Source organism: Brachybacterium sp. GCM10030267 (genome assembly GCF_042666875.1).
Taxonomy (GTDB): Bacteria; Actinomycetota; Actinomycetes; order Actinomycetales; family Dermabacteraceae; genus Brachybacterium.
Genome location: NZ_JBHTCX010000002.1, coordinates 268,907 through 284,016, shown reverse-complemented (window position 1 = coordinate 284,016; position 15,110 = coordinate 268,907). Strand labels below are relative to the sequence as shown.

General features: G+C 71.1%; 13 protein-coding genes. 5 read left to right on the top strand and 8 right to left on the bottom strand.

Annotated elements, in window-relative coordinates; all coding sequences use genetic code 11:
- The first annotated feature begins 1 nt into the window (after position 1).
- Both ACFQS2_RS01695 and ACFQS2_RS01690 read left to right on the top strand, forming a co-directional pair.
- Positions 2–655, top strand: a complete 654-nt coding sequence (locus ACFQS2_RS01695) for a bifunctional 4-hydroxy-2-oxoglutarate aldolase/2-dehydro-3-deoxy-phosphogluconate aldolase (RefSeq protein WP_377792498.1) — start codon at positions 2–4, stop codon at positions 653–655.
- Positions 652–1,683, top strand: coding sequence for a sugar kinase (locus ACFQS2_RS01690; protein WP_377792497.1), 1,032 nt, complete (start codon positions 652–654; stop codon positions 1,681–1,683). Before ACFQS2_RS01695 ends, ACFQS2_RS01690 begins: the two co-directional genes overlap by 4 nt.
- A gap of 3 nt (positions 1,684–1,686) precedes the next feature.
- On the opposite strand, the gene ACFQS2_RS01685 is transcribed toward ACFQS2_RS01690, so the two are convergent.
- Complete coding sequence (locus tag ACFQS2_RS01685) at positions 1,687–2,097, bottom strand: hypothetical protein (RefSeq protein WP_377792496.1); 411 nt, start codon at positions 2,095–2,097, stop codon at positions 1,687–1,689.
- A 600-nt stretch (positions 2,098–2,697) separates the two neighbouring features.
- Between ACFQS2_RS01685 and ACFQS2_RS01680 the strand changes: the two genes are divergently transcribed.
- The 3 genes from ACFQS2_RS01680 to ACFQS2_RS01670 all read left to right on the top strand — a co-directional run bounded on the left by ACFQS2_RS01680 (position 2,698) and on the right by ACFQS2_RS01670 (position 5,499).
- Complete coding sequence (locus ACFQS2_RS01680) at positions 2,698–3,138, top strand: MarR family winged helix-turn-helix transcriptional regulator (protein WP_377792495.1); 441 nt, start codon at positions 2,698–2,700, stop codon at positions 3,136–3,138.
- Between the two features lie 173 nt (positions 3,139–3,311).
- On the top strand, positions 3,312–4,676 hold the full coding sequence (locus ACFQS2_RS01675; RefSeq protein ID WP_377792494.1) for an MFS transporter: 1,365 nt from the start codon (positions 3,312–3,314) through the stop codon (positions 4,674–4,676).
- Positions 4,677–4,833: 157 nt separating this feature from the next.
- Entirely contained in the window at positions 4,834–5,499 is a 666-nt protein-coding gene (locus ACFQS2_RS01670; RefSeq protein ID WP_377792493.1) for a YoaK family protein, read from the top strand.
- Between the two features lie 214 nt (positions 5,500–5,713).
- Here ACFQS2_RS01670 and ACFQS2_RS01665 read toward each other — a convergent pair whose 3' ends face one another.
- From ACFQS2_RS01665 to mgtE, 7 genes are all read right to left on the bottom strand, one after another.
- The gene (locus ACFQS2_RS01665; RefSeq protein WP_377792492.1) at positions 5,714–6,379 is read right to left on the bottom strand and encodes a GntR family transcriptional regulator; all 666 of its coding nucleotides are present in this window, start codon (positions 6,377–6,379) and stop codon (positions 5,714–5,716) included.
- Between the two features lie 10 nt (positions 6,380–6,389).
- Positions 6,390–8,045: a dipeptide ABC transporter ATP-binding protein gene (locus ACFQS2_RS01660; protein WP_377792491.1), complete on the bottom strand. Its 1,656-nt coding sequence runs from the start codon at positions 8,043–8,045 to the stop codon at positions 6,390–6,392.
- Between the two features lie 5 nt (positions 8,046–8,050).
- Complete coding sequence (locus ACFQS2_RS01655; RefSeq protein ID WP_377792622.1) at positions 8,051–9,814, bottom strand: gamma-glutamyltransferase family protein; 1,764 nt, start codon at positions 9,812–9,814, stop codon at positions 8,051–8,053.
- Between the two features lie 131 nt (positions 9,815–9,945).
- The gene (locus tag ACFQS2_RS01650; protein WP_377792490.1) at positions 9,946–10,923 is read right to left on the bottom strand and encodes an ABC transporter permease; all 978 of its coding nucleotides are present in this window, start codon (positions 10,921–10,923) and stop codon (positions 9,946–9,948) included.
- On the bottom strand, positions 10,920–11,876 hold the full coding sequence (locus ACFQS2_RS01645; RefSeq protein WP_377018635.1) for an ABC transporter permease: 957 nt from the start codon (positions 11,874–11,876) through the stop codon (positions 10,920–10,922). Before ACFQS2_RS01645 ends, ACFQS2_RS01650 begins: the two co-directional genes overlap by 4 nt.
- Entirely contained in the window at positions 11,873–13,495 is a 1,623-nt protein-coding gene (locus ACFQS2_RS01640; RefSeq protein ID WP_377792489.1) for an ABC transporter substrate-binding protein, read from the bottom strand. The genes ACFQS2_RS01645 and ACFQS2_RS01640 overlap by 4 nt, the downstream gene beginning before the upstream one ends.
- A gap of 235 nt (positions 13,496–13,730) precedes the next feature.
- A complete protein-coding gene (gene mgtE / locus ACFQS2_RS01635) occupies positions 13,731–15,089 on the bottom strand; it encodes a magnesium transporter (protein WP_377792488.1) in 1,359 nt (452 codons plus the stop codon).
- Positions 15,090–15,110: the final 21 nt, after the last annotated feature.

Below are 15,110 nucleotides of genomic sequence, written 5' to 3'. Positions count from 1 at the left end.
CATGACCACCACCGACCGCCCCACCCTTCCCGAGCGCACCGCGGCCGCGCGCCTGATCGTGGTGATCCGCGGCGAGCGTGCCGACCAGTACGCCCCGATCCTGGAGACCCTCGCCGGCGCCGGCATCCGCTCCGTCGAGCTGACCCTCTCCACCCCCGGCACCCTCGAGGAGCTGCCGGGCCTGGTGGAGCGCTTCGGCGAGCAGCTGGACATCGCCGTCGGCACCGTCACCGACCCGGGCGACCTGCGCACGGCCGCCAAGCACGGCGCCCGTTACATCGTCACCCCGATCACCCGCCCCGACCTGCTCGAGGCCGCCGCCGAGGCAGGCATCGCGATCATTCCCGGCGGCCTCACCCCGAGCGAGCTGCACCAGGGCTGGGCCGCGGGCGCGGCGGCGGTCAAGGTGTTCCCCGCCAGCGTCGTCGGCCCCGGCTACGTCAAGGACCTGCGCGGCCCGTTCCCCGGCATCCGAGTGATCCCCTCCGGCGGCGTGGACCTGGAGGCGGCCCGCCGCTGGCTGCAGGCCGGAGCCGACGCCGTCAGCGTCGGCGGCCCGCTGCTCGGCGACGCCCTCAAGGGGGGCAGCCTCGATGCCCTGGCCGATCGCGCCGTGCATTTCGTCGGCGCGACCACCCGGGAGGCCGGGGCGTGAGCAGTCCCGCCGGCCCGCCCGCGCCCGCCGTCCCCCAGCAGCCGGTGCCCGCGGGCTCCGCACCCTGGGTCGTGACCCTCGGCGAGACCATGGCGCTGATGCGCAGCGCCGCCGTCGGCTCCCTCGCCCACCTGTCCTCGGTGGACATCGCGCTCGGCGGCGCCGAGTCGAACCTCGCGATCGGCCTGCGCCGTCTCGGCGTCCCGTCGGCCTGGGTCAGCCGGGTGGGCGATGACCCGCTGGGCACGCGGGTGATCCGCGAGATCCGTGGCGAGGGCGTGGAGGTGCACTGCGGGATCGATCCCGAGCGGCCGACGGGGCTGATGGTCAAGTCGCGCCCCAGCGCCACCACCACGCGCGTGGACTACTACCGGGCCGGCTCCGCCGCCTCCGCGATCAGGCCGGACGATCTCCCCGTCGGCCTCATCGAGCACGCCCGTCTGCTGCATCTCAGCGGCATCACGCCGTTGCTCTCGGAGAGCGCGCATGCCACCACTGCGGCCGCCGTCCAACGGGCCGTCGCCGCCGGCGTGCCGATCAGCCTCGACGTGAACTACCGCTCCCGCTTGGGCTCCCGCGAGCGCCTCGCGGAGCTGCTCGGGGACATCCTCGAGCACGTGGACATCCTCTTCGGCGGGCCGGAGGAGCTCTCGATCCTGACGCCGGATGTCGCCGAGGATGATCACCGCGGGCTGCTGCGGGCGCTGTCCGCCGGGTCCCGCCGCGAGGTCGTCATCAAGCTCGGCGCCGACGGGGCCGCGGCTCTCGCCGGGGGCGACGCCAAGGAGATCGCTGAAGCACCTGGACACGAAGTCGACGTGGTCGACACCGTCGGCGCCGGAGACGCGTTCGTCGCCGGCTACCTCAGCGCGCGCCTCGAGGGGCTCGATGTGCCCGCTCGCCTCACCCGGGCCAACGCCTGCGGAGCCCTCGCCTGCACGACCCCCGGCGACTGGGAAGGCTCCCCGCATCTTCGCGACCTCGACGCGCTGCTCGCCGGGACTGACGCCGACCCGGTCAGCCGCTGAGACTTAGTCTAGATTTGCCTCGCGGCTTCGGACGCCGTTCAGATCGAATACCTCCAGCGGAACTTCGAGAAACACATACTCTCGCGAGCCTGGAGGCTGCTCGTCCAACCACGCAGCAGCGGCCGTCCGGGAGGTAAATGCAGCCTCCGGCGACGGGTCGGTGTACACGTCATCTCCCCATATCCCCTTCAAGACCGCCAGGATTATCGATTCCGAGTAGCCGTCGTCGGCTTCGTTGCGCAGTTCGATGGTAATCCAGTGGACTCCCCACTGACGGTTCTTACGGGCGAGCTCTGCTGCGCGCCCAGCGTCGAGCGTTGCGCCCACTATAGGACGGTCAGGCCCAACTTGAGTTGGGCTGGTGCTTTCGATTTCACGAAAGACCACCTGAACCTCACGGCGTTCCTGATTCATGCAGTGCATGAGATTCTAGCCTGACTTACTGGGGAGACCCCGCTGGCATAGTATTTCTCGTCATTATGAACCATCACGGCCTTTGCCCTGCCTGACCATCAGTGATTGCGGTCCGTCGAGAGACACAAGAAGGCGGCTGCAAGCAGAGCCCTTCCGGAGGGTAGCAGTTCGAGTTCCTGCGGGAAGAGGCAACAGGTTTGGGCCCACCGCTCGAGCGGGTCCGCAACCGGCACGACCGCCTCTGTTGGCTCGGCCGGTGCCACTGCAAAAGTCACCTTCGCGATGGACCGCGACGGCACCTACTACCAGGCCCCCGAATCCGCCCCTACCCCCGAGCCGGCCGCCCTCGCGGCTTGACTCTGAACATAGGGATACCCCCGCCCATTCGGCTGTGACCGTTGAGCTGCAATTTTGGATCCAGAACCGCTGAAAGGTCACGGCCGATGCCGCGTGGCCAAGTCCGGAGTAGTGCTCAGGGCGTCGGTGGAGCGCAACGATTCCAGCACTCTCGGCATCCGCCCGGGCCGCCTTGTCTCGTGCGTCTCCCGCCCGGGCCGAAGACGTTGCACTGGTTAGCATTGCTCACTATCGTGAGTGCCTGTGACGACTCCTCCCCCGCCCTCCGCTGAGCTCTCGCAGCATCTTGCGCTGGTCTGCAGCCAGTTCTCGCGGCTCGCCGCCCGACGGTCCGAGGTCGGGGTCGGCACGGTGTCCTGGCGCGTGGTCGCCACGATCGACCGGCACGGACCGCTGCGCCTCAGCGAGATCGCCGACCGTGAGCGGGTCTCCCGTCCCACGGCGACCACGGTCATCAAGCGCCTCGAGGAGGAGGGCCTCGTCCAGCGCGAGCTCGATCCCGACGACTCCCGCTCCTCGCTCGTCTCCATCACCGATCGGGGCTCAGCCCAGCTCGCGCAGTGGAGAACGCAGCTCGCGGACGGGGTCGGGACGCTTCTCGAACCCCTCTCGGCCGAGGACCTCGACGCGCTCGATCGGGCCGCGGAGATCCTCGCCCGCATCGTCGACACGCACGACGGGTAACCCGCACGACGGCATGGCCGTCGGCCCGTCGACCCGAGAGGTCGCACGGCTGCAGGCCGGCGTCCTCGTGCCCGCCCGGTGCCCCCGCCGGCGAACGCGTGCCCTGCGCCGACGACCACATCCCGAACCGCCCGCCCTTTCCCCATCCCACCCCGCTCGAAGGACTCTTCCGCATGGCTTCTCAGGCTTTCGAGTCGGCGTCGCGACACGCCGCCACCTCACCGTCGGCCCCTCAGACCGCTCCCGCTGACGGCCCGCCGTCGGCCTCGCAGACCGCGCCGGCCGGCAGCTCTGCCCCGACTCTGCGCGAGGCTTTCCGCCAGCCCAAGGCCGTGTGGGCGATCGCCTTCGCCGCGACCGTGTCCTTCATGGGCATCGGCCTGGTCGACCCGATCCTGCCTGCCATCAGCACCCAACTCGAGGCCTCGCCCTCGCAGGCGATGCTGCTGTTCACCAGCTATCTCTTCGTCACCGCGATCGCCATGTTCTTCACCAGCTGGTTCGCCTCGCGCGTGGGCGTCAAGCGCACCCTGCTGATCGGTCTGACCCTGGTGGTCATCTTCGCGGCGCTGGCCGCAGGGGCCGGATCCGTCGGCGAGATCATCGGCCTGCGCGCCGGCTGGGGGCTGGGCAATGCCCTGTTCATCTCCACCGCGCTGGCCGCGATCGTGGGCGCGACCGCCGGGCCCAGCGCCGGAGCGATCATCCTCTACGAGACGGCGCTCGGCATCGGCATGGCCGTCGGACCGCTGCTGGGCGGGCTGCTCGGCCATGTCTCCTGGCGCGCCCCCTTCGCGGGCACCGCCGTGCTCATGGCCGTCGGCTTCCTCGCGATCATGGTGCTGCTGCAGAAGGAGGCCAAACCCGCACACGTCTCCCCGCTGGCCTCGCTGCGCGCGCTGGCCCACCCGGACCTGCGCACCCTCGCCCTGACCGCGATCTTCTACAACTTCGCCTTCTTCACGCTGCTCGCCTACTCACCCTTCCCCCTGGAGGACGCAGCCGCCGCCCACGGACTCGAGTTCGGCGCCCTCGGCATCGGCGGCGTGTTCTTCGGGTGGGGCGTGGCACTGGCGATCACCTCGGTGTTCGTCGCCCCGATCCTGACTCGCAGGCTCGGGCTGATCCCCACCCTGCTGGGCACGCTCGGGCTGCTCACCGTGCTGATGCTGGTCCTCAGCGTCTTCCATGAGTCGATGGCCGGCCTGGTGGTGCTGATCGTGATCGGCGGCCTGCTGCTGGGCATCATGAACACCGCCCTGACCGAGACCGTCATGGAGGCCACCGACCTTCCGCGTGGAGTGGCCAGCTCCGCCTACTCCGGCGTGCGCTTCCTCGGCGGGGCGATCGCCCCGGCCGTCGCCGGTCCCCTCGCGGCCGCGACCGCAGCGGGTGCTCCGTATCTGCTGGCCGCTGCCAGCGTGGTGGCCAGCATGCTCATGCTGATCATCGGCCGGCGCCACCTGGACTCGGTCGGCCAGCACCACCTCACCGGTGTCGAGGAGGCCGAGGCGATCACGGCCGGCGACGAGGCCTGAACCCGCCGAAGGGCCGCCGACCGCCAGGGCACCTGGCGAACGCCACGCAGTGCACGGTCGGGGCGGCGTGCAGCCGAGAAGGACTCTCGCGTAGTTGAGCGTGTCCACTGCCTGGTCAGCACGTCGAGCGGCCACCTGCTTGTATACAATCCGGAGCATGGTGCGCGCTCGTCCACATCTCACCCTCATGCTCGCGCTGACCTTCTCGACCGGGGTGATCGATGCGGTCGGCTACCTCGGTTTCGACCGGGTCTTCAGCGGCAACATGACCGGCAACGTGGTCCTGCTCGGGATGGGACTCGCGGGCGCCAACGGGCTCCCCATCGTCCGGCCGGCACTGGCCCTGCTCGGCTTCCTGGTGGGGGCCGTCCTGGGCGGGCGCGTGCTCGGCCCCACCCCCAAGGGCACCTGGACCACGCGCACCACAGTGCTCCTGGTGCTGGTCACGGCCGGTCTGCTCGGTTCCGCGATCATCGCCGCGCTGCCCGGCACGCCGTCCCACGCGGTCCTCGGAGCCGCCACCACCACTCTGCTCGCGGTGGCGATGGGCATGCAGGCGGCCGCGGCCCGGCGCCTCGCCGTCGCCGACGTCACCACCGTCGTGGTCACCTCCACCATCGTGGGGCTGGCCGCCGATTCCCGTCTCGCAGGCGGCACGGGCGAGGCCTGGGGCCGACGGATCCTGGCCATCGTGCTCATCGTGCTCGGCGCCTTCGTCGGCGCACTGACGCTCTACATCTCGTTGTGGCTGGGTATCGCGGTGACCGTCGCCGTCACCCTCAGCGTCGCGATCCTCGGGCACCGGCTGCGCGAGAGCGAGTGACAGAGCCCGCACGTCTCAGAAACGTTCCCGCGGGAACGCTTCTGCGGCGCAGGCGTTCCCGCGGGAACGTCTACGAGATGCGCGCGTTCCCGCGGGAACGTTCTCCGGGCGGGTGAATCGCCGCGCCGACCCGGGATCGCCGCGTCGCCCCGGGATCGCCGCATCGACTCGGGCGGGCGGCGGCAGCTCACGCCCGGCGGACCCGACCGGCCCCTCAGGCCTGCTCGGGCGTACGGGAGGCCAGGAAGGCGTTCCGGGAGCGTTCGAGGTGGCGGGACATGAGCTCGCTGGCCTCGCGGGCGTTGCCGCGGCCGATGTGCTCGAGGATCTCCCGGTGCTCGTTCCACGCGGCGTCTCCGCGGTGGCGCACGTGGGCCGGGGCCAAGGCGTGCATCCACTGCGTGCGCCCGGTGAGCTGGCGCAGCAGCGAGGTGAAGCTGGCCCGCCCCGACAGCGCCCCCAGCGCATTGTGGAAGCGCACGTTCAGAGCGGCCAGCTCCTCCGGACGATCTGCAGAGATGGCGTCGTCACCGGCTCGCAGGATCTCGTGCGCCGCCTCCCATGCCGCTGCCCATTCCGGGTCCCCCTGCGGCGAGGTCAGGCGGGCGGCGCGCTCGGCCGCGGTGCGGGTCGTGGAGGTCTCCAGCACGATCCTCATGTCGAACAGCACGCGCATATCCTCATGCTCGGGCTCGGCCACGCGGGCCCCGGCGTTGGGGCGCAGCTGCACGTAGCCGTCGGTGGCGAGCTCACGCAGCGCCTCCCGGACGGGGACGCGGGAGATTCCGAACTGCTGGGCGAGAGCGACCTCGCGCAACCGTTCGCCGGGGGCGAGGGCGCCGGTGATGATCGCCTCGCGCAGGTCGCCAGCGATTCTCACCGCCGCCGGATCAGACATTCATGAACTCCCGACCCGGCGCTGCCTCGAGCAGGCCACGGGTGTAGTCGTGGGCAGGATCGCTGATCACTGTACCGGTGGCTCCGGTCTCCACGATGCTGCCGCGGTGCATGACCACCACGTCGTCGGCGAGGTTCGCGACCACCGCCAGGTCGTGCGTGATGAACAGGCAGGAGATGCCCAGCTGCGTCTGCAGGTCGCCCAGCAGCTCCAGGATCTGGTCCTGGACGAGGACGTCGAGCGCGGAGACCGCCTCGTCGCACACCAGCAGCTGCGGGGAGCTCGACAGCGCCCGGGCGATCGCGACCCGCTGGCGCTGACCGCCGGAGAGCTCTCCGGGCAGGCGGGAGTCCACCTCGCGTGGCAGCGCCACCTGGTCCAGCAGCTCCGCGACGCGCCGAGCCCGCTCGGCCCGGGTGCCGATGCCGAAGACCGCCAGTGGCTCGGCGATGATGCGCTGCACCGTCCACGTCGGATCCAGCGAGGAGTAGGGGTCCTGGAAGACGGGCTGGGCGAAGCGACGCAGGTCGCGGCGCACCGATGAACGGCGCGTGTCCACCGGGCGGCCGTCCATGAGCACCGTGCCCCCGCTGGCCTTCTCCAGTCCGAGGATGATCTTGGCGAGCGTCGATTTGCCCGAGCCGGATTCGCCGATGACCGCCGTGGTGCGGCCGCGGCGGGCGGTGAAGGAGATGCCGTCCAGGGCGACGACCTCACTGCGGCCGCCGCGCAGCCGGTAGACCTTGCGCAGGTCCTCGATGCGCAGCACCTGCTCACGACGGGCCTGCGCGGACGAGCGCGGGGGCGGCTCCTCCTGCCGCGGCGCGACCTCGAGGGTGGGCGAGGCCTCGACCAGCCGCTTGGTGTACTCCTCCCGGGCCGATCGCAGCACCGCGTTCGGCGATCCGCGCTCGATGACACGGCCCTCGTGCATGACCAGGATGGTGTCGGTGCGGTCGGCGGCCACCCCGAGGTCGTGGGTGATCAGCAGCAGGGACATGCCGCGCTGGACGACGAGGCGCTCGAGATGGTCGAGGATCTGCTTCTGCACGCTGACGTCGAGGGCGCTGGTGGGTTCGTCGGCGATGATCACGTCGGGGTCCCCGGCGAGCGCGATCGCGATCAGCACCCGCTGACGCATGCCGCCGGAGAACTCGTGCGGGAACTGCTTGCGGCGCCGTTCGGCCTCGGGGATGCCGGCCTCGGTCATCAGCCGGACGACGTCCTGCGTGATGGCGGCGCGGTCGCGGTGTCCGTACGCGCTCAGGGCGTCGGCGATGTGGTCGCCGATGCGCATCGTGGGGTTGAGGTTGGTCATCGGGTCCTGCGGGACAAGGGCGATCCCCTGCCCGCGCAGCCGGCGATAGGTGGCCTCGGGGGCGCCGGCGAGCTCCCGGCCGCGGTAGCGGATGGAGCCGGCGGTGATCCGGCCGGCGCCGGGCAGCAGCCCCAGGATCGCCGAGATCGTCGTGGACTTGCCCGATCCCGAGCCGCCCACGATCGCGGCGCGCTCTCCCGGCGCGAGGGTGAGACCGACGTCCTGGAGGACCGCGGTGTCGCCGTAGGCGACCGACAGGTCCCGGATCTCCAGGACGAGCTCGTCCTGCGGGGCCGAGACGCCGGGGTCGTGCTCTCTCGCATCGTTCATGCCGCTCACCGTCCTGCCGCGTAGCCCTGGGCGCCGCGGGGATTCGCGGCGGATCGGAGGATCCCGGTGGCCGGGTCCCGGCTCACGCAGGACAGCCGCCCCAGGGCCCAGTCGCCGGCCCGGACCACGCGATGACCGCGTGCTTCGAGGCCGGCGATGACGTCGGGTCCCAGCCGGTCCTCGACCACCGCCCCGCCCGGTGTCCACGTGCGCGGCCAGAACGAGCCCGGCATCGACGTGGTGTGCAGCGCGGGCGCGTCGATGGCCTGCTGCGGTTCGAGGCCGCCCACGAGCACCCGCAGCAGGAACAGCAGCTGCCACTGGTCCTGCTGGTCGCCACCGGGGGATCCGCAGGCGAGCACCGGGATGCCGTCGCGCAGCACGAGGGTCGGGGTCAGGGTGGTGCGCGGCCGCTTCCCCGGCCGCAGGGCGGAGGGCATCTCCTCGTCCAGCCACATCATCTGCAGCCGGGTGCCCAGGCAGAACCCGAGCCCGGGGACGGCCGGTGAGGACTGCAGCCAGCCGCCCGACGGGGTGGCGCTGATGATGTTGCCCCAGCGGTCGACGACGTCGATGTGGCAGGTGTCCCCGCGTGCCTCGCCGCTGGGCCGGACCGTCGGCTCCCCGGCGCCGTGGTCGACGTCGCCGCCGGTGGCCTGCGCGAGTTGTTCCTCGGTGACCAGGGGCGGCAGCGGCAGGGGCCCGTCGCCGACGCGGCCGGGGCGGAACTCGTGGGAGGCCTGCTCGGTGATCAGGGCGCGCCGGGAGGCGATGTACTCCTCGCTCAGGAGGGTCTGCAGCGGCACCTGGCCATCGCCGTAGTGGGCGTCGCGGTCGGCCAGGGCCAGCTTCAGCGCCTCGAGGATGGTGTGGGCGCCGAGCTCGGTGGCCGGGTCGAGGTGGTCGTCGTCGAAGCCGTCGAGGAGGCGCAGGGCCTGCAGCAGCACCGGGCCCTGGCCCCAGGGGCCGGTCTTGGCGATCGTCCATCCGCGGAAGCTGGCGGTCGCGGCGGGCTCGAAGGTGGCCTCGGTGGTGGCGAGGTCGGCGGCCGTGATGACGCCGGCGTGGTCGGCGCCGTCGGAGTGGCGATGCGGGGTGCGCACGAACTCGGCGATCGCCTCGGCGACCGGTCCGGTGCGCCACCGCTCGCGGGCCGCCTGGATCCGGGCCGCGCGCCCATCGTCCTCGGTGCCGGTCTCGACAGCCTCGCCGGCTGCGATGAGGTCGCGCAGCACGGCCGCGTACTCAGGATTGTGCACGAGCTGCCCCGGGGCGGGCGGCGCACCGTCCGGCATCCACAGCGCCGCCGAGCTGGGCCAGTGCTCGGTGAACATCTGCGAGAGCGCCTCGATCTGGGCGCTGACCCGGGCGAGCACGGGGTGGCCGTCCTCGGCGAGCTCGATCGCGTAGGCCAGGACGTCGGCCAGCTCCCACGTGCCGTGCTCGGCCAGGAGCTTCAGCCAGGCGTCGACCGCCGTGGGGATCGCGGCCGCCAGGGCGCCCGTGCCGGGAACCCGTTCGAGCCCTTCGGCGCGGTAGTGCTCGATCGTTGCGCCCGCGGGGGCGGCGCCCTGGCCCATCATCACCACCGGCGTGGGGTCCTCCGCCGTGGCGAAGACCCCGGTCATGTCGCCTCCTGGGCCGTTGAGATGCGGCTCGACCACGTGCAGCGCGAAGGCCGCGGCGGTGGCGGCGTCGAAGGCGTTCCCGCCGCGCTCCAGGACGGCCTGAGAGCACGCGGTCGCGATCCAGTGGGTGGTCGCGCTCATCCCGAAGGTGCCCTCGAGAGTGGGGCGGGTGGTCGGACCTGGCGGCACCACGAACCCGGGCTGCGGGCGGCCGGAGCTGGTCGAGGTGGAGGGGCTGGTCGGGCTGGAGGGGCTGGTCGGGCTGGAGGGCGTCATCGGCGGCTTCCCTTCGTCACGGACGGATCGAAGGCATCCCGCAGGGCGTCTCCGAAGATGTTGAAGGCCAGGCAGATCAGGACGATCGCCAGGCCGGGAAAGATCGCCGCGGACGACGACCGGTAGATGTACTGCTGGGCGTCGGAGAGCATGATCCCGAGGCTGGGCGAGGGCGGCTGGATGCCCAGGCCGAGGAACGAGAGGGTCGCCTCCCCGATCACGGCCACCGGCATGATCACCGTGGCCTGGACGATGATGGCGCTGACCGCGCCCGGCAGGATGTGCAGTCCCAGGATGCGGGGCGCCGAGGCGTCCGTCGCGATCGCCGCCTTGACGAACTCCGACTCACGCAGCCGCAGCGTCTCGCCGCGCACCACCCGGACCATGGTGGGGATGTTCGCGATGCCCAGTGCGAGGGCAGCATTGGTCAGGCTCGCCCCGGCGATCGCCGTCAGCCCGACGGCGAGCACGAGGAACGGGAAGGCGAGGGCCACATCGGTCAGGCGGGAGACGACGAGGTCCGCCGGCCGCCAGTAGCCGGCAAGCAGTCCCAGCGGAGTGCCGATACCCACGGCCAGCACGATCGTCAGGAGGCCGACGATCATGGAGGCCCGCACCCCGTGCAGCAGGCGGGAGAGGATGTCGCGGCCCAGGTCGTCGGTCCCCAGCGGGTAGCCGACGGTGCGCGGAACCTGGAACGGGTGGGCGAAGTTGGTCTCGGCGAAGCCGTGCGGAGCGAGCAGGGGCCCGAGGACGGCTGCGCCCACCACGAGCGCCACCAGCACGGAGCCGATGACGCCCTGGGGCGTGGAGACCAGTGCGCCCAGGACGCTCTGGCGCCGGGGCGTGCCCGCGACCGGCGCGTCCGTCGGGCCCTTCGCGCCGGGGCCCGGCGTGGCCGTCCCGGCGGTGGGGCCCGAGCTCGAGCCGGCGCCCCGGGCGGGGGTCGAGGGGGTTCTCAGCGCGTCGGTCACGAGGTGGCACCGCCTGTCCGGATCTGTGGATTGATGACGGAGTAGAGGACGTCGACGAGAATGTTGATCAGGACGTAGCCGGCGGTGATGACCAGCACCACGGCCTGGATCACGGGATAGTCGCGGGCGAAGACGGCATCGAGCGTGAGCCGTCCCAGGCCCGGCAGCGCGAAGATGCGCTCGGTGACCACCGCCCCGGAGATGAGCGCTCCCAGCTGCAGGCCGACGATGGTGACCAGCACGATCAGTGAGTTTCGCAGTCCGTAGCGCAGCAGGATGCGCCCGCGCCCGATGCCGGTGGCGCGGGCGGTGCGCACGTAGTCGGTGCTCATGGTCTCGATCATCGAGGCTCGGGTCTGCCGGGTGATGACCGCGGCGAGGCTGGTCCCCAGGATCACCGAGGGCAGGAACAGGTGGTGGATGCCGCGTATCGGGTCCTCCAGCACATCGACGTATCCCGAGGCGGGGAACCAGCCCAGTCCGACGGCGAGCAGCAGGATCGCCAGCAGCCCCAGCCAGAAGTTGGGCACGGACAGCCCGATGAGGGCGAAGAGATTGGCGCCCACCTCTTCGGGACGCCCACGGCGTCGCTCGGCGAGCATGCCGAGCGTGATCCCGACGATCACGGCCACCAGGATGGCGAACCCGGAGAGCCACATGGTCACCGGCAGTGTGGTCGCGATCATCTGGGTGACGGGCTGGCCGGTGCGGGTGGAGGCGCCCAGGTCGCCGGTGACGATGCTCTGCAGGAACGCCAGGAACTGCACCGGCAGCGGTTCGTCCAGGCCCAGTTCGGTGCGCACCGCGGCGACCTGCTCCGGGGTGGCCTCCTCCCCTGCCATCGCCAGGGCCGGGTCGCCGGGCAGGGCACGCACGCCCAGGAAGATGACGAGGGCGGCGATCAGCAGCGTGGTCAGCGCCTCGGCCATTCGCACGAGCAGGAAACGGATCATGAACGATCACCATCCAGGAAGGCGGCGTGGGAGAGGTGGACGACCCCGTCTGCGTACACGGCCACGCCGGCGACGTCATCGCGGTGAGCGGTCAGGCTGCGCACGCGATAGAGGTAGATGAAGGCATTGACCTCCTGCATGCGGGCGACCGCCTCGCCGTAGACCTCGGCGCGCTCGCCGATGTCTGTGACCTGGGTGGCGTCCTCCAGCAGCTGGTCGACCTCGGGGTCGGAGACTCCCGGGTAGTTGTTGCCGCCGCCGGTGGTCCAGAAGGAGTAGGCGTTGCCGTGGGGATCGACACGGCCGGACCATCCCAGCAGCACGACCTCGAAATCCCCGCGGCTCTGTGCGTCCAGCACCGCCGTGTACTCCATCGGCGCGACGTGGATGGCGAACCCGGCCTCCTTCGCCTGGGCCTGCAGGGCCTGGGCGTAGCGCAATCCGTCCTGGGTGTTCGAGACCGTCACCCGGACCGGGTACGGGATCTCCACCCCGGCCTCCTCGAGGAGGGCCTTCGCGGCGTCCGGGTCGTAGGCCGGAAGGTGGCGGCTCTCGGGCGAGGCATACGGTGAGGAGGGCGAGATCGGGGAGCCCGCCGCCGTGTACCAGCCGTTGAAGACGGTGTTGACCAGAGCGTTCCGGTCCACGGCGTGGGACAGGGCCTGTCGCACGCGCTCGTCGGTGGCCAAAGGGGTGCTCGGGGGCTCCTGCCCCTCGGGGGCATGGCCGACGTTGACGGTCAGCCCCTGGTAGCCCAGTGACTCCACCTGCAGGGTGCCCACGCCGTCCACGGCCTGGAGCGCTTCGAAGTCCTGCGGGGAGATGCTGTCGGCGACGTGGACATCACCGGACTGGATGTTGGCGGCGCGGATGTTCGCATCGGTCATGATCCGGTAGGTGATGCGGTCGAGATGGACGTTGTCCGCGTCGTAGTACAGAGGATCCGCCTCGACCTCGATCGCAGTCTGCGGCACGCGACGGACGAACTTGAACGCGCCGACGCCGACGGGGTGGTTGCCGAAGTCCTCCCCGAGCTCGTCGAGCGCCTGCGGCGACATGATCATGCCGGCGCGATCGGCGAGGGCCGCGGTGAACGGGGCGAAGGGGCTCTCGAACTTCACGCGCACGCGCAGCGACTCTATGGCCTCCACGGCGGTGATCGGCCCCAGCTCGGAGGCACGGGTCGAGCCCTCGAGGGTGAGGTGACGTTCGAGAGTGAGGCGTACGGCCTCCGCGTCGAACTCGGCTCCGTCGGCGAACAGGACGCCGTCCTTGAGGGGGATCTCGACGGTGAGGCCGTCCTCGGAGATCGTGGGCAGCTCGGTGGCGAGCATGGGCACGATCTCGCCGTCGGCCGAGATGTCGTAGAGCTTCTCGCACATCGTCTGCATGACGAAGCGCGTATACAAAGAGCTCGAGGTGGTGGGGTCCAGCCGGTCCGGCTCGGAGGACAGCGCCATGACCAGGTGCCCGCCCTCGCGGAGCGGCCTGCCGGCAGCGCTGACCTGCTTGCGCTCGGGACGTTCGGGCGGGTCTCCCAGTGGCTGGAGCGGCACGCACCCCGTCACCAGCGCAGCAGCGCCTGCTGCTCCGAGACCCAGTGCTGAGCGTCGTCTCACGTGGCCACCTCCGTCCTGCTGCGGGATGACGAAGAGTTCGGCGGGTCGAGACCTCTCCGACGACACGTCGATCCGAACTGCTCGGATCCGAACTCCTCGCGTCGTCACGCCACTTTTGTATACATTCCGGCGCCAGACGAGAGAGGGGCGCATGGTGGACACAAGATCACGGACCGATAACGGCGACGCCGTGCGATCGGACTCCGAGCAGCGGGAGCCTGCGCGAGCGAGCCCCTCAGAGCCCGAGGACGGCCGTGGCGATCGTGAAGTAGATGATCAGGCCGGTGGCGTCGCAGAACGTCGAGATGAAGGGGTTGGAGAACACGGCAGGATCCGCCCCCACCCGCTTGGCCACCAGCGGCATCAGGCCGCCGACCATCGCCGCCATCATGCACACCGACAGCAGGGTCGCCCCCATCACGAGGCCGATGGGCCAGCCGTAGACCAGCCCCGCGATCACGAGCCCGAGGCTGCCGAGGACGGCGCCGAGGGTGGCCCCGACCCGCAGCTCGCGCCACACCACCCGCGGGAGATCGCGCACTCGCACCTCCCCTGTCGCCAGCGCCCGGGTCACGGTGGTCGCGGCCTGGTTGCCGGTATTGCCGCCGGTGCCGGTCAGCAGCGGGATGAACAGGGCGAGCACGACGACCTGGTGGAGCCGGTCCTCGAAGATCTCGAGCAACTGGACGGTGAGGATCGCCGAGACCGCCAGGATCAGCAGCCACACGATGCGGCTGCGCACGATCCGCAGGATCGGCGTGGAGAGGTAGGCCCGGGGCAGCGGCTCGGACCCCCCGGTGCGCGCGGAGTCCTCGGCGTTCTCCTGCTCGATGATGTCGACGGCATCATCGATGGTCACGATCCCCACCAGCCGGCCCTCGCGGTCGAGGACGGGCATCGCCAGCAGCTTCGCGTCGAGGAATCGCCGCGCCGCCTCCTCGCGGCCGTCGGTGGCCAGGGCGTGGACGGCCTCGTGGGCGAGGTCGCCCACGAGCTCCTCCTCGTCCGAGACCAGTAGCCGGCGCAGGCCCACGACGCCGAGCAGGCGTCGCGTGCCGTCCACGACCGGCAGCATGTAGATCGTCTCGGGCTCGTCCGCGTGGGAGCGCACGTGCTCCAACGCCTCGCGCACGGTCGCCGATGGTCGCAGGGTGAGCATCTCCGGCGACATGTACCGGCCGATGGAGTCCCGCGGATACCCCAGCACCACCGTGGTCATGGCGCGCTGACCGGCGTCCAGACCCCGCATCAGGCGCTCGGCGACCGAGGCCGGCAGCTCGTCGAACAGGGAGGCCCTGTCATCGGGGTCCAGGTCGTCGATGATCTCGGCGACCTGGGGAGTGCGCAGCCCGGAGATCAGTCCCGCCTGGTGGTCCGCGGGCAGCGCCTCGAAGACGGCCAGTGCGGTGCCCTTGTCGAGCACGCGGAACAGCAGCGCGGCCTCCGTGGCGGGCCGGGACTCGACAAGATAGACGAGCTCCGCGGTGGGCAGGAGGCCGGCCTCGAGGGCCAGCTGTTCGAGCTGGCCCTCGCCCAGCGGCTCGGCGCGCAGCAGGGTGAGGACGGAGTCGACGGTCGTCTGGGTCTCGCTCACCGTGCCATTGTCGCCGAGGCC

Coding starts and splice junctions, on each gene's coding strand:
- ACFQS2_RS01670 (WP_377792493.1), top strand. CDS start 4,834: ATGGTGCGCGCTCGTCCACATCTCACCCTCATGCTCGCGCTGACCTTC.
- ACFQS2_RS01685 (WP_377792496.1), bottom strand. CDS start 2,097: ATGAATCAGGAACGCCGTGAGGTTCAGGTGGTCTTTCGTGAAATCGAA.
- ACFQS2_RS01675 (WP_377792494.1), top strand. CDS start 3,312: ATGGCTTCTCAGGCTTTCGAGTCGGCGTCGCGACACGCCGCCACCTCA.
- ACFQS2_RS01655 (WP_377792622.1), bottom strand. CDS start 9,814: ATGAGCGCGACCACCCACTGGATCGCGACCGCGTGCTCTCAGGCCGTC.
- ACFQS2_RS01660 (WP_377792491.1), bottom strand. CDS start 8,045: ATGAACGATGCGAGAGAGCACGACCCCGGCGTCTCGGCCCCGCAGGAC.
- ACFQS2_RS01695 (WP_377792498.1), top strand. CDS start 2: ATGACCACCACCGACCGCCCCACCCTTCCCGAGCGCACCGCGGCCGCG.
- ACFQS2_RS01645 (WP_377018635.1), bottom strand. CDS start 11,876: ATGATCCGTTTCCTGCTCGTGCGAATGGCCGAGGCGCTGACCACGCTG.